Origin of the sequence: Nocardia sp. NPDC050175, from assembly GCF_044459885.1 — a bacterium.
GTDB lineage: Bacteria > Actinomycetota > Actinomycetes > Mycobacteriales > Mycobacteriaceae > Nocardia.
Genome location: NZ_JBITJI010000013.1, coordinates 226,321 through 243,514, shown reverse-complemented (window position 1 = coordinate 243,514; position 17,194 = coordinate 226,321). Strand labels below are relative to the sequence as shown.

16 protein-coding genes are annotated in these 17,194 nt (G+C 66.6%); 9 read left to right on the top strand and 7 right to left on the bottom strand.

The annotated features are described in order from the left end of the window. Positions 1-65: 65 nt before the first annotated feature. From ACIBK2_RS35930 to ACIBK2_RS35900, 7 genes are all read left to right on the top strand, one after another. Positions 66-1,592, top strand: coding sequence for a flavin-containing monooxygenase (locus tag ACIBK2_RS35930; RefSeq protein ID WP_396974053.1), 1,527 nt, complete (start codon positions 66-68; stop codon positions 1,590-1,592). Continuing rightward, positions 1,589-2,419 (top strand): SDR family NAD(P)-dependent oxidoreductase, encoded by an 831-nt coding sequence (locus ACIBK2_RS35925; RefSeq protein ID WP_396974051.1) that lies wholly within the window; start codon positions 1,589-1,591, stop codon positions 2,417-2,419. Before ACIBK2_RS35930 ends, ACIBK2_RS35925 begins: the two co-directional genes overlap by 4 nt. Positions 2,420-2,435: 16 nt before the next feature. Continuing rightward, positions 2,436-3,350: an alpha/beta hydrolase gene (locus tag ACIBK2_RS35920; RefSeq protein WP_396974049.1), complete on the top strand. Its 915-nt coding sequence runs from the start codon at positions 2,436-2,438 to the stop codon at positions 3,348-3,350. A 118-nt stretch (positions 3,351-3,468) separates the two neighbouring features. Next, positions 3,469-5,262 (top strand): AMP-dependent synthetase/ligase, encoded by a 1,794-nt coding sequence (locus ACIBK2_RS35915; RefSeq protein WP_396974047.1) that lies wholly within the window; start codon positions 3,469-3,471, stop codon positions 5,260-5,262. Positions 5,263-5,387: 125 nt separating this feature from the next. After that, entirely contained in the window at positions 5,388-6,044 is a 657-nt protein-coding gene (locus ACIBK2_RS35910) for a hypothetical protein (protein WP_396974045.1), read from the top strand. 70 nt (positions 6,045-6,114) lie between these two features. After that, the gene (locus ACIBK2_RS35905; protein ID WP_396974043.1) at positions 6,115-7,788 is read left to right on the top strand and encodes a molybdopterin-dependent oxidoreductase; all 1,674 of its coding nucleotides are present in this window, start codon (positions 6,115-6,117) and stop codon (positions 7,786-7,788) included. A gap of 69 nt (positions 7,789-7,857) precedes the next feature. After that, on the top strand, positions 7,858-8,484 hold the full coding sequence (locus tag ACIBK2_RS35900) for a Uma2 family endonuclease (RefSeq protein ID WP_396974041.1): 627 nt from the start codon (positions 7,858-7,860) through the stop codon (positions 8,482-8,484). Positions 8,485-8,578: 94 nt separating this feature from the next. On the opposite strand, the gene ACIBK2_RS35895 is transcribed toward ACIBK2_RS35900, so the two are convergent. The 6 genes from ACIBK2_RS35895 to ACIBK2_RS35870 form a co-directional block, all read right to left on the bottom strand. Further along, positions 8,579-10,060 carry an MFS transporter gene (locus ACIBK2_RS35895; protein ID WP_396974039.1) on the bottom strand — a complete coding sequence of 494 codons (1,482 nt, stop codon included), beginning with the start codon at positions 10,058-10,060 and terminating at the stop codon, positions 8,579-8,581. After that, a complete protein-coding gene (locus tag ACIBK2_RS35890) occupies positions 10,057-10,818 on the bottom strand; it encodes a PadR family transcriptional regulator (protein WP_396974037.1) in 762 nt (253 codons plus the stop codon). Before ACIBK2_RS35890 ends, ACIBK2_RS35895 begins: the two co-directional genes overlap by 4 nt. Positions 10,819-11,059: 241 nt before the next feature. Beyond that, positions 11,060-11,776, bottom strand: a complete 717-nt coding sequence (locus tag ACIBK2_RS35885; RefSeq protein WP_396974035.1) for an ABC transporter permease — start codon at positions 11,774-11,776, stop codon at positions 11,060-11,062. Then, a complete protein-coding gene (locus ACIBK2_RS35880; protein WP_396974033.1) occupies positions 11,773-12,441 on the bottom strand; it encodes an ABC transporter permease in 669 nt (222 codons plus the stop codon). Before ACIBK2_RS35880 ends, ACIBK2_RS35885 begins: the two co-directional genes overlap by 4 nt. After that, a complete protein-coding gene (locus ACIBK2_RS35875) occupies positions 12,438-13,601 on the bottom strand; it encodes an ABC transporter ATP-binding protein (protein WP_396974031.1) in 1,164 nt (387 codons plus the stop codon). Before ACIBK2_RS35875 ends, ACIBK2_RS35880 begins: the two co-directional genes overlap by 4 nt. 10 nt (positions 13,602-13,611) lie before the next feature. Further along, positions 13,612-14,607, bottom strand: coding sequence for an ABC transporter substrate-binding protein (locus ACIBK2_RS35870; protein ID WP_396974029.1), 996 nt, complete (start codon positions 14,605-14,607; stop codon positions 13,612-13,614). A 136-nt stretch (positions 14,608-14,743) separates the two neighbouring features. Here ACIBK2_RS35870 and ACIBK2_RS35865 point away from each other — a divergent pair, with 136 nt between their 5' ends. Both ACIBK2_RS35865 and ACIBK2_RS35860 read left to right on the top strand, forming a co-directional pair. Beyond that, positions 14,744-15,643, top strand: coding sequence for an ABC transporter substrate-binding protein (locus ACIBK2_RS35865; protein WP_396974027.1), 900 nt, complete (start codon positions 14,744-14,746; stop codon positions 15,641-15,643). 41 nt (positions 15,644-15,684) lie between these two features. Further along, the gene (locus ACIBK2_RS35860) at positions 15,685-15,906 is read left to right on the top strand and encodes a hypothetical protein (RefSeq protein WP_396974025.1); all 222 of its coding nucleotides are present in this window, start codon (positions 15,685-15,687) and stop codon (positions 15,904-15,906) included. 9 nt (positions 15,907-15,915) lie between these two features. On the opposite strand, the gene ACIBK2_RS35855 is transcribed toward ACIBK2_RS35860, so the two are convergent. Further along, positions 15,916-17,112 carry an NADP-dependent malic enzyme gene (locus ACIBK2_RS35855; protein WP_396974023.1) on the bottom strand — a complete coding sequence of 399 codons (1,197 nt, stop codon included), beginning with the start codon at positions 17,110-17,112 and terminating at the stop codon, positions 15,916-15,918. Positions 17,113-17,194: the final 82 nt, after the last annotated feature.

Below are 17,194 nucleotides of genomic sequence, written 5' to 3'. Positions count from 1 at the left end.
GACATCCTACTGAACGTGATTCAATACTGTTGACTGATGCTCAATAAGCCTCTACGCTCGGATACATGAGTCGCAAGGTTACAGACAAAGCTGTCGGCAACCAGCCCGTTCGCCGTGTCAAGACGATCATCATCGGCGGCGGATTCTCGGGGCTCGGCCTAGCCATTCGGCTCAGCCAGCAGGGGCGCAACGATTTCCTCGTGCTGGAGCGGGGCAGCGATGTCGGCGGCACCTGGCGCGACAACACCTACCCCGGCGCGGCCTGCGACGTCCCCTCGCACCTGTACTCCTACTCCTTCGCGCTCAACCCGGACTGGTCCCGCTCGTTCTCCCGCCAGGGCGAGATCCAGCAGTACATCCAGGGCGTGGCGAAGAAGTACAACGTGCGCGACAAGCACGTCTTCGACTGCGACGTGACCAGCGCACGCTGGAACAGCGAGACCGCCACCTGGCAGATCGAGTCGTCCAAGGGCAGCTTCGTCGCCGACACGCTGGTCTCCGCGGTCGGCGCGCTGTGCGAGCCCGCGCTGCCGGATATCAAGGGCATCAACGACTTCCAGGGCGAACTGTTCCACTCGGCCCGCTGGAACCACGACGCCGACCTGACCGGCAAGCGGGTCGCGATCATCGGCACCGGCGCCTCGTCCATCCAGATCGTGCCCGCCATCGCGGACAAGGTCGCCCACCTCGACGTCTATCAGCGCACCGCGCCGTGGCTGCTGCCCCGGATGGACCGCCCGTACACCAAGGTCGAGCGGCTCGCCTTCAAGCACGTGCCCGGCTTCCAGCGGCTGTCCCGCGCGGCCATCTACGCGGCGCGCGAGACCCAGGTCGTCGGCCTCGCCAAGTTCCCCCCGCTGATGCAGGCGTTCGAGCTGATCGCCAAGGCCAAGCTGCTGGCCGAGGTCCGCGATCCCGAGCTGCGCGCCAAGGTGACGCCGAACTTCCGGATCGGCTGCAAGCGCATGCTGATCTCGAACAACTACTACCCGGCACTCAGCCGCGACAACGTGGATGTGGTCACCGATGGCATCGCCGAGGTGCGCGCGAACTCGATCGTCACCCAGGACGGCACCGAGCGCGAGATCGACGCGCTCATCGTGGCGACCGGGTTCCACGTCACCGACTCGCCGACCTACGACACCATCGCTGGCCGCGACGGACGCACGCTGAGCGAGGTCTTCGACGAGATCGGTCAGCAGGCCTACAAGGGCGCGACCATCGCCAACTTCCCCAATATGTTCTTCCTGCTCGGCCCGAACGTCGGCCTCGGCCACACCTCGATGGTGTACATGATCGAGTCGCAGCTCAACTACGTCGCGGACGCGCTCGCCACGGTCGACAAGCTCGGCCTGCAGACGGTCGAGGTGCGCCGGGACGTGCAGGACGAGTTCAATGTGGACCTGCAGCGCAAACTGAGCAAGAGCGTCTGGCTCAACGGCGGCTGCGCCAGCTGGTACCTGGACAAGCACGGCAACAACACCACGCTGTGGCCCGACTTCACCTTCGAATTCCGTAGGCTCACCAAGTCATTCGACGTGGACGCGTACGAGACCACCCGATCCGACCTGAAAGTAGGGGCTGCACAGTGAGCAATGATGCTTACTTCCAGAACAAAGTCTGTGTGATCACCGGAGCAGGCTCCGGCATCGGTCGCGCACTGGCCGAGAACCTGGCCAAGCGGGGCGCGAAGCTGGCGCTGTCCGACATCGATACCGAGGGTCTGGCCGAGACCGTGCGGCGCTGCGAAGCGCTCGGCGCCGAGGTCAAGTCCGATCGGATCAACGTGGCCGAGCGCGAGGCCGTGCTGCTCTACGCCGATGCGGTGAAGGCCCACTTCGGCAAGGTGCACCAGATCTACAACAACGCCGGTATCGCCTACCACGGTGACGTGATCAAGTCCGAGTTCAAGGACATCGAGCGCATCATGGACGTCGACTTCTGGGGCGTCGTCAACGGCACCAAGGCGTTCCTGCCGTACCTCATCGAGTCCGGCGACGGACACGTCGTCAACGTGTCCAGCCTCTTCGGCCTGATCGCGGTTCCCGGCCAAAGTGCCTACAACGCAGCTAAATTCGCGGTGCGCGGGTTCACCGAGTCGCTGCGCCAGGAGATGCTGGTCGGCAAGCACAAGGTCAAGGTCACCTGCGTGCACCCCGGCGGCATCAAGACCGCCGTCGCGCGCAACGCCACCTGGGCCGAGGGCATCGACGGCAAGAAGGCCGCCTCGATGTTCGACGCGAAGCTGGCCATGCACACCCCGGAGATGGCCGCGCAGACCATCACCGAAGGCGTGCGCAAGGGCCACGGACGAGTGCTGATCGGCTGGGAGGCCAAACTGCTCGACGTGTTCGTCCGCGTCACCGCCTCCGGCTACCAGCGCATCGCCGCCGTCGTGAACCGTCCGTTCCTACCCTGATTCGAGTTCTATCACCATGCGGGACATCAATCTTCCGCTGCCCGTCGCACGAGCGGTGCTGCGTCCGATCTTTCGCGTCACGCTGAACAAGCGGGCGCCGTGGCGGATGCAGCGCCTGCTGCTCGAGGTCGGCTCGGCCGCGCAACTGGTGCCCGCGGGCACCACCATCGATCGAATTCGGCTGGGCGGCAGGCCCGCCGAGAAGATCACCGCCACCGCGACCCCCAACGGCGCGGTGCTCTATCTACACGGCGGCGGGTACGCGGTCGGTTCGCCGGCCACGCACCGGTCGCTCGCGGCGCGGTTGGCGCACGAAACCGGTTCCACCGTCTATGTTCTCGACTATCGGCTGGCCCCGGAGCACCCGTTCCCGGCCGCGCTCGACGACGCCGAGGCAGCGTTCCTGGAGCTGGTGGAAAGCGCGGGCTACCGGCCCGACCAGATCGCCCTCTCCGGTGATTCGGCGGGCGGCGGTCTGTCGCTGGCCACTGCGCAGCGGCTGATCGCGCGGCACGGGCACACCCCGGCCGCGCTCGGCCTGATCGCGCCGTGGACCGATCCGAACCAGATCCCGGAACGCGACAGCGACCTGGTGATCAACCGGCTGTGGTCGCGCGCCTGCGCGGCGGCCTACCTCGGCGGCGGGGATTCCAGTGATCCTGGTTACGCGCCACTCACCGGCGAATTGGTCGGGCTGCCGCCGACCTATGTCCAGGTCGATGTCGACGAGCTGCTGCACGGGCAATGCGGTGATCTGGTGACCGCGCTGCGTACGGCGGGCGTGCACGTCCGATTCACCGAGACCAAGGGTTTGTGGCATGTCGCGCAACTGCAAGCCGCGCTGGTCGCCCCGGCCGCCGCGGCGCTCAGCGAACTGGCCGCGTTCCTGCGGGAAGCGATTCAGCCGGTCGATATCCGGGACTTAGGATAGTTGGGAAGCGGGTCCGTACTCGGGTGTTACGCACGGATCCGTTTCTGGTGGTCGACCTCACGGCCCTGATCCAGGTGTCGTAGATTACTGGCGAGTAAACCCACGTGGAAGGGCACTGATGCGAGAGTTCGAAGTCCCGGCTTCCTACACCATTCCGGAAGACGCGAACAATTCCGACAACGTCTTCCGGCACGCCGAGCAGTCGCCCGAAGCGGTGCTGTTCAACGTGCCGAACGGCAGTGGTGGCTGGCGGGACGTGACGGCCGCGGAATTCGCGAAGACCGTCACGGGCGTCGCCAAGGGATTGATCGCCTCGGGCATCGAACTCGGCGACCGCGTCGCCATCATGGCCCCCACCCGCTACGAGTGGGCCGTGCTCGACTTCGCCATCTGGGCCGTCGGCGGCTGCACCGTCGCGATCTACGACAGCTCGGCCGCCGAGCAGGCCAAGTGGATCCTGCAGGACTCCGCCACCAAGCTGCTGTTCGTGGACAGCGACAAGCACCGCGCGATCATCGATGAGATCGACGCGACCGCGCTGACGGATCTGAAGGAGACCCTGCAGATCGACAAGGGTGTCGTCGACGAGCTGATCACCCGCGGCGCCGACCTGGACGACCAGGCCGTGCACGACCGGCGCAAGCAGGTCAACGCGGACTCCCCCGCGACTCTGATCTACACCTCCGGCACCACGGGGCGGCCCAAGGGCGTCATGCTCTCGCACGCCAACCTCTACGCCGAATCCCGGTCGGACCAGATCGCCCTCGGCACGTTCATCCGGCCGGGCAAGCGGACGCTGATGTTCCTGCCGCTGGCGCACGTCTTCGCGCGCGCGGTCGCGCTGGTCGCGTTCGACGCCAAGGTGACCGTCGCGCACACCTCCGACTGGTCCACGCTGGTCGACCAGTTCGGCAGCTACAAGCCGCACTTCATCCTCTCGGTGCCCCGGGTGTTCGAGAAGGTGTTCAACAGCGCGAAGCAGAAGGCGCACGACGGCGGCAAGGGCAAGATCTTCGACGCGGCCGCGGAAACCGCCATCGCGTGGAGCGAGTCGCTCGACAACGGCGGGCCCGGGCTGGTGCTCAAGCTCAAGCACGCGCTGTTCGACAAGCTGGTCTACAGCAAGCTGCGCACCGCGCTCGGCGGCCAGTGCGACGCCGCGGTCTCCGGCGGCGGCCCGCTCGGCGCGCGCCTCGGCCACTTCTTCCGCGGTGTCGGCGTCACCATCTTCGAGGGCTACGGGCTCACCGAGACCACCGCCGCCATCACCGTGAACACGCCCGAGAACATCCGGGTCGGTTCGGTGGGCAAGCCGATCGAGGGCCACGGCGCCAAGATCGCCGAGGACGGCGAGCTGCTGCTGCGCGGGTCCGTGGTGTTCGACGGCTACTGGGGCAACCCGGACGCCACCAAGGAAGCCTTCGAGGACGGCTGGTTCAAGACCGGCGATCTCGGCGCCATCGACGCGGACGGGTTCGTCACCATCACCGGCCGCAAGAAGGAACTCATCGTCACCGCGGGCGGCAAGAACGTCTCCCCCGCGTTGCTCGAGGATTCACTGCGGGCCAACCCGCTGATCAGCCAGGTGATGGTGGTCGGCGACGGCCAGCCGTTCGTCGCCGCGCTGATCACCCTCGACCCGGAGGCGCTGCCAAGCTGGCAGAAGAACCACAACGTGCCCGAGGACACCCCGATCGAGAAGCTGATCGAGAACCCGGAACTGGTCGCCGAGGTCGAGGCGGCGGTCGCGGAGACCAACAAGAAGGTCTCGCACGCCGAGGGCATCAAGAAGATCCGCATCCTGCCGATCGACTGGACGCAGGAGACCGGCGAGCTCACCCCGAAGTTGTCGCTGAAGCGTGCGGTTGTGATGAAGCAGCATGCGGATGACGTAGCGAAGATCTACAGCTGACGTTTACCCCAGCAGCGCCGCCCGCGAGTTTCCCTCGCAGGCGGCGCTTTTCGGTATTCAAGGACGTGTGGTCGTAGTTCGCGCTTCAATGGGGTGACACCGTCGAGGATCGGGAGCGTGCTGAAATGACTGACGGCGCAAAGAAACTACTCGATGAGATCCAGGCGGAGTTGGCGCCACGGGACGGGGACAACCGGCTTGTTCCGTTGATTGCCTCGGGGAAGGCGGCGCGGACGGTGTTCGCGGCGATCGCTACCGAGGAGTGGCGGATCACCGGAAGTGACTGGCGCAGTTTCCACGAGATGGCGGCGCGGGCGGCGGACACGCAGGCCCGCGCGTTCTTCGGCATGCTCGCGCCAGGTGAACAGCAGGCGCAGGTGATGTTGGAGGCACTCTTCGCCGTGGCCGGCGCGGATCCGGGCACCGAACTGCCGCGGGCGGGCTGTCAGGCCTACCCGGCCTATGTGGCCTGGCTGGCGGTGAATGGCGAATCGTCCTCAGTCGCGGCGGGAATCTACGCGAATTTCGCCGCCTTCGGCGCTTACTGTCGCGACGTCGCCGCCGGTATGCGCGAGCACTACGGCTTCGACGACGCGGCCTGTGCGTTCTTCGACTTCTACGCGACCGACGTGCCCGAGATCGAACAGCAGGCCCTGCGTGCCATTCAGGCGGGGCTCGATTCCGGGCGGCTGAAACGCGACGAAGCCCACCTGTACGCCCGCCTCTTCCAGAGTTACGAGCTGATGTTCTGGAATACCCTCGCCGACGAATTCGCGGGATAGCCCCGCCCAGGTCAGCGGCCGTCACTGAATGGTCATATTCCTGGGACTTTCCGGCAGTAGGCTCGAATTCATGGCCGATCTGCGATCGCGGGTGGCGGCTGGGATCGTCTCGGCAGCTGTGACGCTCGGCGTCGCGGAACTGCTCGCGGCGTTTTTCGGCCCCGACAGCGCGCCCCTCAACGCCCTCGGCGCGACCGTGGTGGACCACACGCCCGACGGTTTCCGCGAATGGGCGATCACGACGTTCGGCACCAGCGACAAGACCGTGCTGTATATCTGCATGGCTGTGGTCGCGGTAGTCGTCGCCGGGCTGGCCGGCGCGCTCGAACGCACCTCGCGCGCAGCGGGTTCGACGATTCTCGCGGTCTTCGGCGTGGTCGCCACCATCGTCGCGGTCGGGCGGACCAGTCTGTCCGGTGCGTTGCCGACCATCGTCGGTGTCGCCGTCGGCATCTATGCATTGCGGGTGCTGACCCGCCGGATCGATGAGGTCGCCGAGGTAGCGAAGCAGGCTGTCGCGAAAGCGCGCACCGACGCCGAGCATTCTGCGACACCGCTTGTCTCAAACGAAACACACAACGCCAGAACAGGATCCACTGTCACAGCAAACACGACCGCGGGCGCTGTCTCCGGAGACACCATCGACCCGGCTGGCGTGGGGCGGGAAGCGGCGGCACCAGAACGGCGGCAGGTACTGCAAGGTCTGTTTGTGGTGGGCGGTCTGGCCGTTGTCACCGGGATCGGCGGGCGGTTGCTCGGGACGAGCCGCCGGGATGTGTCAGGTGAGCGGGCGGCGGTGGAGTTGCCGCAGCCGACCGCGCCGGAGGTGCCGATCGCGCCGGGAGCCGATCTGCGGGTGCCGGGGCTGACGCCCTACCTGACCTCCAACGAGGACTTCTATCGCATCGACACCGCGCTGATCGTGCCGCAACTGTCCAAGAACGACTGGTCGCTGCGCATTCACGGCATGGTGGATCGCGAAATCCGGCTCACCTGGGCGGATTTGGCGAATCGGCCGGTGCTGGAGCGGCTGGTCACGCTGGCGTGTGTGTCGAATCCCATCAACGGTGACCTGATCGGCAATGCCCGCTGGCTCGGCTATCGGCTCGATGAACTGCTCGCCGAGGCAGGCCCGCATCCCGACGCGGACATGATGCTCTCGCACAGCACCGACGGCTTCACCGCGGGCACCCCGCTGTCCGTCCTCGCCGACGGCCGCGACGCCATGCTGGCCGTCGGTATGAACGGCGAACCGCTCCCGGTCGTGCACGGCTATCCGGCCCGCCTCGTGATCCCCGGCCTCTACGGTTACGTCTCCGCCACCAAATGGGTGACCGAACTGGAGATCACCCGCTTCGACCGCGCCACCGCCTACTGGACCCGCCGCGGCTGGTCCGCCATGGGCCCGATCAAGACCGGCACCCGCATCGACACCCCGCACGTCCGCGGCCGAATCAAGCAGGGCCGCAACACCATCGCCGGCGTCGCCTGGGCCCAGCATCGCGGCGTCCGCGCCGTCGAGGTCCAGATCGACAACGGCAACTGGCAACCCGCCCGCCTGGCCGACGACCTCTCCATCGACACCTGGCGCCAATGGACCTACGACTGGGACGCCGCCCCCGGCCAGCACACCATCCGCGCCCGCAGCACCGACGGCCCCGGCGACGTGCAAACCGCCGACCGCGCCGACGTAGTCCCCGACGGCGCCACCGGCTACCCCTCCGTCACCATCCAGGTCAGCTGACGCACGCTACGGTCTGTGCAGGTAAACGGCGTGGTTTCGCTGACCTGTAGCCAATCTCAAGGAGCGCACGTGTCCGCTATTTTCGACTGGGCGAAATCCGACAACTTGCAGCCGGAGCCGATCACGGTGGAGATCTGGCGCCAACTCCCCGAGGATTTCTGTCGTCAAGTCGAAGTCATCAACGGAGCCGCTATCAGGGCCGAGGCACCGATACGTTCGCACCAGACGGCCGCTAGACGGCTAGTGGAGTTGCTCGAATCAGCCGCCAAAGCGCATGTGAGCCAATACCAGGATGTTGGTCTCGACGTAAACATGGATTTCGATGTCGTGCTCTGGGAGTTGCCGAGAACAACCATCCGTCGGCCGGACGCAGCGTTGTTCGAATGTGCACCAGATGGCCTACGGCCCCTCCCTGCGTCGCTGGTGAAACTTGTAGTCGAGGTGGTGTCGCCGGGAACTGAAAAGATCGATATAGGGGAAAAGAAGGCAGATTACGCCCTCGCTGGTATCCCTTGGTACTGGATCGTGTGGGTTGCCGACAACCAGGTATCGCGCATCGAGACCTACGTACTCGACATCGCGCTCCGCCAGTATCGGCCATATAAAGTGCTGGAACCGGCTGGTCCGGAAATGTCCGTCGACGTGCCTATCCACCTGAAGATCGATTGGGATCGGCTCTCCGGCCTCACTCTTTGACCGCCTCTGATCAGTAATCAGAACCAGGAGTGACCCACCGCTCAGCACTGCGCCCCGCGGACAAAAGTCCGTGGGGCGCAGCGGGTTTCGTTGATCAGCCGACGAGCGACTCCTCCTTGGCGAGCTTGTCCTTCGGTCCGGCCTTGGCGGATTTGCCGTGGTTGACGAAGAGGGCGGCAGCGAGGACGCCGATGAGCAGGATGCCTGCGGGGAGCAGGGTGGACTGGCTGAGGGCGGTGCTGAAGGCGTCCTTGACGACTTCGGGGATGGGGCCTTGGCCCACACCACCTTCGGCGACCTTGCCGCCGCCGAGGCCGTTGGCGGACATCCGGGCCGCGATCAGGGCGCTGATCGCCGCGCTGCCGAGGACCGAACCGATCTGCCGGGTGGTGTTGTAGACACCCGCGCCCGCGCCCGCCTGCTGGATCGGCAGGTTGTGGGTGGCGGTCGTCGCGAGCGGACCCCAGATGAAGGCGTTCGCGAGGCCGGCCAGCGCCGCCGAGACCAGGAACCACCCGATCGACGAGTCCGGTGTCATCAGCGCGGAGAACCAGAACGCCGACACCGCGAACAGTGCGAAGCCGATGGTCGGCAGGATCCTCGGGTGCAAGCGGTCGGAGAACTTGCCGACGAACGGCGCGAAAATCAGCGTGCCGATGGCCATCGGCGCGAACACCAGGGCCGACTTGGTCGGCGACATCTCCCGCACCGCCTGCAGGTAGAAGTACGACGGCACCATGAACGCGGTGACCGTGGCACCCATCGCGGCGATGGCGGTGTTGGACAGCGCGAAGTTGCGGTCCTTGAACAGGTTCAGCGGCAGCAGCGGCTCGCCGGTATTGCGCGCCTGGTTCACCGCGAACGCGGCGAGCACGAGCACACCGGCACCGATCACCAGCCAGATCTTCAGTGACCAGTCCTCAGTGTTGCCTTCCTGAATTCCGAAGACCACCAGGAACATGCCGACGCCGCTGAGCAGCACGCCGGGGATATCGAACTTGTGCCGATTGGTCGGCAGCGCGGGCACCAGCCACACGGCGAGCGCGAAGGCGACGATGCCGATCGGGACGTTGACGAAGAAGATCCACTTCCAGCTCAGTCCGTCGACCAGCACACCACCGAGGATCGGCCCGACCAGCGTGGCGAGCCCGGCCACCGCACCCCACAGGCCCATGGCCGCGCCGCGCTTGTCCGGCGGGAAGGTGCGGGTGATCACCGCCATGGTCTGCGGCGTCATCAGCGCGGCGCCGATGCCCTGCGCGGCGCGCGCGGCGATCAGCATGCCGATGGTGCCGGACAGACCGCACCACAGTGACGCCGCGGTGAACACGGCCAGGCCGATGAGATAGATGTTCTTGGGGCCGAAGCGATCACCGAGCCGGCCGGTGACCAGCAGCGGCACCGCGTAGGCGAGCAGGTAGGCGCTGGTCACCCAGATCACCTTGGAGATGTCGGCGTGCAGGTCGGTCATGATGGCCGGGTTGGCGACCGCGACGATCGTCATGTCCAGCAGGATCATGAAGAAGCCGAAGACCAGTGCGGTGAGCGCCAGCCACGGATTGCGTTGAGTGGTCATGGATTCGGTGTTCCTATCTCGGATGTTCCCGACAGCGGGGGAACAACGACGGGGGTGTGCCTGGCATCGGGATGGTGGTACGCCAACCGTCTCGTGTGCGGCGTCGGTGGCGGCTCGTCCGGGTTGTCGCGCTGCCACGGGTGGTGCTGGTGCTTTTCGGCTCGTGCGCCGGTTTCCGGATCGAAGTCGTCCCATTCCAGGTCGCCGGTCGCCAATTCGGCGAGAAAGCTGTTCACCCAGGCGATCTCGGCGCCGATCATGGCGTGCAGATACGGGAGCACGATGATGTAGCGACGGGGCACCTTGCGCTCGCCCGCCCAGTCGATCAGCATCGCGACTTCGGCGAGCTCGACTTCCAGATGCGCGACCCGCTCCCTCAGCAACGCGATCACATCATCTTTGGGCAGGTTGTGCGACTCGGCCAACGCGACCGGGAACACCGGGTACTCCGGCGCGGGATACCGCAGGATCTCGGTGATCCGGTTGCGCAGCGTGGCGCGACCGGCCTCGGTGATCCGGTAGGTGGTGCGCTCGGGCCGGTTTCCCTCCCGGTCGACCCCTTCGGCCCGCACGAATTGCTGCTCGGCCAGCCGCGCCACCGTGTGATACAGCGAGCCGGGGCGCACCTTGATCAACGCGTCTTCGCGGCGCGCGATCAGCAATTGATACATCTCGTACGGATGCATGGGCTGCTCCTCGAGCAGCGCGAGCACAGCGATCGCCATGGGCGTCACCGCCGGACGCGCTTGCTGCGCCATTTTCCGTCACCTCCTGCTGATCGCTCGCGCGCGGTCGTGGCGCGAGCCGGGAGCCATCGATCCGCGAGGCGAACGCTAGCCCCGGCCTCCGACATGCTCCATGCTTAATATTCCACGTGGAATATACGGCGCGGAACAATCAGGCCGCAATACCGGACGATCGAGCAGAATGGTGATCGCGAGCACAAAAAACCGGCCCCGACATGAGTCGAGGCCGGACTTCAGTGAGCTACGCGGCAGCTCAGTTGGCAGACTGCACGCTGAGGTCAGGGGCCACCGGCACGGCATTGGTGCGCCGCAGCCGCCCGGTGCCGGGAGCGCTCGCCCAGACCGTGAACGCCAGCAGACCGTCGAGGACCATGGCCAGGACGGCGACCAGCAGCGCACCGACGAGGACGCGGTCGTACCGGTAGAGGCTGATGCCGTCGAAGATGTAGCGACCGAGCCCGCCGAGGTTGACGTAGGCCGCGATGGTCGCGGTGGCGACCACCTGCAGGGTGGCGCCGCGCAGCCCGGTGAGCAGGATGGGCAGCGCGTTGGGCACCTCGACGCGGAACAGGATCTGCGTCTCGGTCATGCCCATGGCCCGCGAGGCGTCGACGACATCGGCTGGCACATTGGCGATTCCGGCGTAGGCACCGGCCAGCAGTGGCGGAATGCCCACTGTCACAAGGGCGAGCAGCGGCGGGATCAGCCCGAGACCGAGGCCGAGCACCAGGAAGGTGAGCAGGCCGAGCGTCGGCAGCGCGCGCATGGCGTTGGCGAAACCGACGAGCAGGGCGGCACCGTGCTTGGTGTGGCCGATCACCAGACCGAGCGGCAGCGCGATCGCGGCGGAAATGACGATGGTGAGAAAGCTGTACCAAAGATGTTCGGCGATACGGTGTTCGATGCCCGCGGGCCCGCTCCAGTTCGCGCCGTCGGTGAGGTAGTGCCAGGCGTCGATGAAAAGGTTCATGCGGCACCGCCTTTCGCCTTCGCGGACCTGGCGTCGGCCCGCACCCACGGCGTCGACCAGCGGCCGAGCAGGTAGACGAGACGGTCGAAAATCAAAGCTAGCGCGAGGATCACGATGATGCCCGCGACGATCTCATCGGGATAGTCACGCTGATACCCCTGAGTGAACAGCTTGCCGACCCCGCCGACGCCGATCAAGGCGCCGACCGACACCATCGCGATGTTGGTCACCACCACCACCCGCAGGCTGGACACGAAAACCGGGATGGCCAGGGGCATGTCGACGGTGAGCGTGCGCCGCAGCGAGCTGAACCCGACCGCGTCGGCGGCGTCGATCACCTCGGCTGACACCGAATCCAGCGCTGCGGGCACCGCGATCACCAGCAGCGCGGTCGAATACAGCGTCAGCGCGATGATCACGTTCAACGGATCGATGGTGGAGATCCCGGCCAGCGGCGGGATGATCACGAACAGCGCCAGCGACGGAATCGTGTACGCCAGGCTCGCCGTGGTCACCGTCACCCGGCGCAGCCAGGACACACGACGCACCAACGCGCCCACCGGAATCGCGATGATCAGCCCGAGCGCCAGCGGCACCAGCGCCAGGTACAGGTGGGTTTTGGTGAATCCCATGATCTCGGCGAAATTGTCGATCAGGTACCTCACGTCGGTCCCCCGCCGCTCACTTCCTGTTCGAAGAAGTGCCGGTTGCGCTCGGCGTCTTCGACGGCCCGCTGGTCGGCGAGCTGCTGTAGGATCTCGGTGGCCAGCACGCCGCCGCGCACCGCACCCGAATCATCCACGGCGACACCGGTTCCGGAGGGTGAGGAGATCGCGGCATCCAGCGCCTGCCGCAGGTCACCGGTCGGCGTGAACAGCGAGCCACCCGCGGCGGTGCTGTCGGCCAGCGATCGCCCGCCGCGCACCGCCTCCACGCCGGTCACGTCGATCCAGCCGTGCGGTTTACCGTCCGCGTCGACGATCAGCACCCAGTCGCCGCGGTCCAACCGCAGCGCCGCTACCGCCTCGGCCGTGGACGTCCGAATCTCGTGCAGCGGAACATCTTTCGCGGAGCGAAAGGACAGCCCGCGATAGCCGCGATCACGCCCGACGAAATCGGCGACGAAATCGGTGGCCGGTTGGGCCAGCACATGATCCGGCGCGTCGAACTGCTGCAGCACCCCGCCGCGCCCGAACACCGCGACCCGATCGCCGAGGGTGATCGCCTCATCGATGTCGTGCGTGACGAACACGATGGTCTTCTGCAATTCGGCTTGCAGCCTTTGCATTTCGCTCTGCAGCTCGGCCCGCACCACCGGGTCGACCGCGCTGAACGGCTCGTCCATCAGCAGCACCGGCGGGTCGGCGGCCAGCGCTCTGGCCACCCCGACGCGCTGCTGCTGCCCGCCGGAGAGCTGCGCCGGATACCGACTCGCCAGCGCCCGGTCCAGCCCGACCCGGTCGAGCACCTCCAGCGCGGCCGCACGGGCGGCCTTGCGCGAATCACCGCGCAGCACCGGCACGGTCGCCACATTGTCGACGACCGTGCGGTGCGGCAGCAGTCCGCCGCTCTGGATCACGTAGCCGATACCGAGCCGCAGCTTTACCGGGTCGACCTTCGAAATGTCCTGTCCGGCAATGGTGATCGTGCCGGAGCTGGGCGTGATCATTCGATTGATCATCCGCATCGAGGTGGTCTTGCCGCAGCCGGACGGGCCGACGAACACGGTGAACGAACCGGATTCGATGCGCAGATCTAGGTCGGTGACGGCGCGGGTGCCGTCCGGGTAGGTCTTACTGATACCGCGGAATTCGATATCGGACAACGGTTTTCCCCTAGCCGGTCGGCGTGTTCAGTCCCTGCGCGGTTACCCAGGCCGCCGCGGCGGCCTTGGGCTCGGTCTTGCTGGCACCGGACACGGCCTCGTTCAGTTTGATCAGCTCCGCGGTGGTCAGCTTGGCCGAGGCGGCGTTCAGCGCGGCCAGCGCCTTGTCCGTCTTCTTGGCCGTGTTGAACAGCGGAACCACGTTCTGCGCGGGGAAGTTGTGCTTCGGATCCTCCAGCACCACAAGGTTGTTCTGCGTGATGGCGGGCGAGGTGGTGAAGATATCGGCGGCGGTCACCTGGCCTTCGACCAGCGCGCGCACGGTGGCGGGCCCGCCGCCGTCGGCGATCGGCACGAAGTTGTTCGCGGCGATGTCGAGGTTGTAGTTCTTCTTCAGGCCGGGCAGACCGCCCGCGCGCTCCTGGAATTCCGCGGGCGCACCGAATTTCACCTCGGCGGCGTGCGCGGCCAGGTCGGCGATGGAGTGCAGGTTCCAGCGCTCGGCGGTGGCCTTGGTGACCACGACCGCGTCGGAATCCTCGCCGGGAGCCGGGGTGCCGATGGCCAGATCCGAGCCGAGGGCCTTGGTGAGCGCGGTGTTCACCTCGGCCGCGCTGGTCGCGGTCGCGGTCTTGTCCAGGTACTGCAGCAGGTTGCCGTTGTAGTCGGGAATCACCGAGATGGCGCACTGCCGCACGGCCGGAACGTACGCTTCGCGACTGCCGATGTTCAGCTTGGTGTCGACCTTGAATCCGTTGACGCGCAACACCTCCGCGTACACCTCGGCCACCGTCTCGGACTCCGGGAAGTTCGCCGAGCCGACGATGAGCCCGTCACCGCCGCAGTCGCCCTTGCTGGCCAGTGGGTCGGAGTTGCCGCCGCACGCGGACAGGATCATGGCGACGGCCAACGCCGCGGCGGCGGCGATGAACCGGGTGGCGCGCAGCGTGAGGCGCAGCGCCGACCGGCCATGCCGCGCCGCATGGGGGGTGATCGAGGTTTTCACTGGAGTCCTTCCGGCCTGACGGGCAGTGCGAGGTCCCGGGGCAACACAGCCACCGGTACATTCTGGGTGTCCATACTGCCCGCTTCAGGGTGTTCGTGTTAGCTCTGTCGGTCTCTCGGAGAGTTGGTGTCGCCGGATGGTGTTGCCCGCGTCGCTGCGGATGCTGGCTCGAGTACTGGTCGTCGCGACCGCCACACTGGCCGTATCCTGCGGTAACAGTGATCAGGGCGCGCGCATTACGGTCGGTGCGGGTGATTCGGTCGAGTCGACCGTGCTCGCCGAAATATATGCGGGCGCACTGGCCCGGATCGGTACGCGCACCTCGGTCGAGCCGCATTCAGGCAGTCGCACCGACTATCTCGCGGCGCTGGACGCGGGCCGGATCGACCTGATCGGTGAGCACAACGGCGCGCTGCTGGGCTTCCTCGACCCCGCCGCCACCGACCGCGCGCCCGACCTCGACAAGGTGCCCACCGCACTGAGCAAGTCGCTGCCCGAGGGTCTGGTGGTCACCGATGCCGCCGACGGCACCGATATGCGACCGCGGGTGTTGCTCAGTGCCGAGGCCGCGACGCACGACAACGTGCGCACCATCGGCGATCTCACGCCACGCTGCGGCACGCTCACGGTCGGCGTCGCGTCGGTGCCGGACCTGATCGCCCTGCCGCCCGCGTCAGAGCAGGTGGCGGACTGCCACTTCGCCGCGACAGTGCCGTTTCCCGACGCCGCCGCACTACGAAAAGCCCTGCTGGACGGGCAGGTTCACGCCGGTCTGCTGACCGGCCCGCCCGCCGTCGTGCCCGGGTCGACCGACGGTCTGACGATCCTGTCCGACGACAAGTACGCGGTGCGCACCGAGAACGTAGTGCCCCTGTTCCGCAAGGGCAAGCTCGACGAACGCCAGATCAAGAAGCTGAATTACGTTGCGGGCGAACTCACCACCGACGATCTCGCCAAGATGATCCGCGATGTCCGGGACGACCACGCGAAGCCCGCCGAGGTGGCGCGCGTCTGGCTGGACGACCACTCGCTCTGAACATCGCACGCTCGGCACCGGACCTGGCTAACGTCTGACCCGTGAGTATCAGGTTCATCGGCGGTTACGTGGCGCTCGTGGCGATATTGCTGTTCGCCTGGACGACCTACTCGAACAAGAATCCCGTGTTCGCGGCGGCGTTGATCTTCGCGCTGTGCGCGATGATCGCCATGAACATCTGGATCCATCTGTCGCTCCGGAAGCACACGCCAACGCGAAAGGCGCCCCGTCCCGAGCGGGACAAGGCGCCTTCCAGCGACTGAACTGACTTACTACGCAACGCCTTCGGCGCGCGCCGCGGCCGCGACGGCCTCGGCGACCGCCGGGGCGACCCGCGGATCCAGCGGGCTGGGCACGATCTTCTCCGGGCCGAGCTCGTCGGCGACGACGCTGAGGATCGCGTCGGCGGCGGCGATCTTCATGCCCTCGGTGATGCGCCGGGCGCCCGCGTCGAGCGCGCCCTTGAACACGCCGGGGAAGGCGAGCACGTTGTTGATCTGGTTCGGGAAGTCGCTGCGGCCGGTGGCGACGATCGCGGCGTACTTGCGCGCGACCTCGGGGTGAATCTCCGGGTCCGGGTTGGACATCGCGAACACGATCGACTCCGGCGCCATCGAGGCGATGAGCTCCTCGGCGATCAGGCCTGCGGACAGGCCGAGGAAGACATCGGCACCGTTGAGGGCCTCGGCGGCGCCGCCGACCAGCCCGCGCGGGTTGGTCCGGGTGGCCAGCTCGGCCTTCACGTCGTTGAGGTCGCCGCGCTCGCGGCTGATGATGCCCTTCGAGTCGAGCACGGTGACGTCCCGAACACCCGCGGCCAGCAGGATATTCGCGCACGCGACACCGGCCGCGCCCGCACCGGACACCACGACCTTCATGTGGTCGGTGGCGCGACCCTGCACCCTGGCCGCGCCGTTGAGGGCGGCGAGCACCACGATGGCGGTGCCGTGCTGGTCGTCGTGCATGACCGGGCAGTCGAGCGCCTCGATGAGTCGCTTCTCCACCTCGAAGCAGCGCGGCGCCGAGATGTCCTCCAGGTTCACCGCGCCGAAGCTGGGGCGCAGCCGGATGACCGTCTCGACGATCTCGTCGACGTCCTTGGTGTCCAGCACAATCGGGATCGAGTTGAGTCCGGCGAACTTCTTGAACAGCGCCGCCTTGCCCTCCATCACGGGCAGCGAGGCGCGCGGGCCGATATCACCGAGGCCGAGCACCGCGGTGCCGTCGCTGACCACGACGACGAGGCGGTCGGTCCAGGTGTAGCGCTTGCAGAGCTCGACGTCCTGCGCGATCGCCCGGCTCACCTGAGCGACGCCCGGGGTGTAGGCGATCGACAGGTCGCGCTGGGTCTCCAGCGGCGAGCTGAGTTCTACCGAGAGCTTGCCTCCGAGATGTCCCGCGAAAATCTCGTCGTGGGTGATTTCGGAAAGACTTGCAGTGGCATTCGGTGCGTCAGTCACAGGTGACACGATTTCACTCCTGCTCGGGCCGGACAAACCGGGGGACGGTTACCGCCGGGTATATAGGTATAAGTGTTTTCATTACGCTCAT

What these genes read in the sequence shown, in the direction of transcription:
- ACIBK2_RS35885 (WP_396974035.1), bottom strand. Translation starts at nt 11,776, where the DNA reads ATGAACCTTTTCATCGACGCCTGGCACTACCTCACCGACGGCGCGAAC.
- ACIBK2_RS35930 (WP_396974053.1), top strand. Translation starts at nt 66, where the DNA reads ATGAGTCGCAAGGTTACAGACAAAGCTGTCGGCAACCAGCCCGTTCGC.
- ACIBK2_RS35905 (WP_396974043.1), top strand. Translation starts at nt 6,115, where the DNA reads ATGGCCGATCTGCGATCGCGGGTGGCGGCTGGGATCGTCTCGGCAGCT.
- ACIBK2_RS35865 (WP_396974027.1), top strand. Translation starts at nt 14,744, where the DNA reads ATGGTGTTGCCCGCGTCGCTGCGGATGCTGGCTCGAGTACTGGTCGTC.
- ACIBK2_RS35920 (WP_396974049.1), top strand. Translation starts at nt 2,436, where the DNA reads ATGCGGGACATCAATCTTCCGCTGCCCGTCGCACGAGCGGTGCTGCGT.
- ACIBK2_RS35915 (WP_396974047.1), top strand. Translation starts at nt 3,469, where the DNA reads ATGCGAGAGTTCGAAGTCCCGGCTTCCTACACCATTCCGGAAGACGCG.
- ACIBK2_RS35910 (WP_396974045.1), top strand. Translation starts at nt 5,388, where the DNA reads ATGACTGACGGCGCAAAGAAACTACTCGATGAGATCCAGGCGGAGTTG.
- ACIBK2_RS35895 (WP_396974039.1), bottom strand. Translation starts at nt 10,060, where the DNA reads ATGACCACTCAACGCAATCCGTGGCTGGCGCTCACCGCACTGGTCTTC.
- ACIBK2_RS35890 (WP_396974037.1), bottom strand. Translation starts at nt 10,818, where the DNA reads ATGGCGCAGCAAGCGCGTCCGGCGGTGACGCCCATGGCGATCGCTGTG.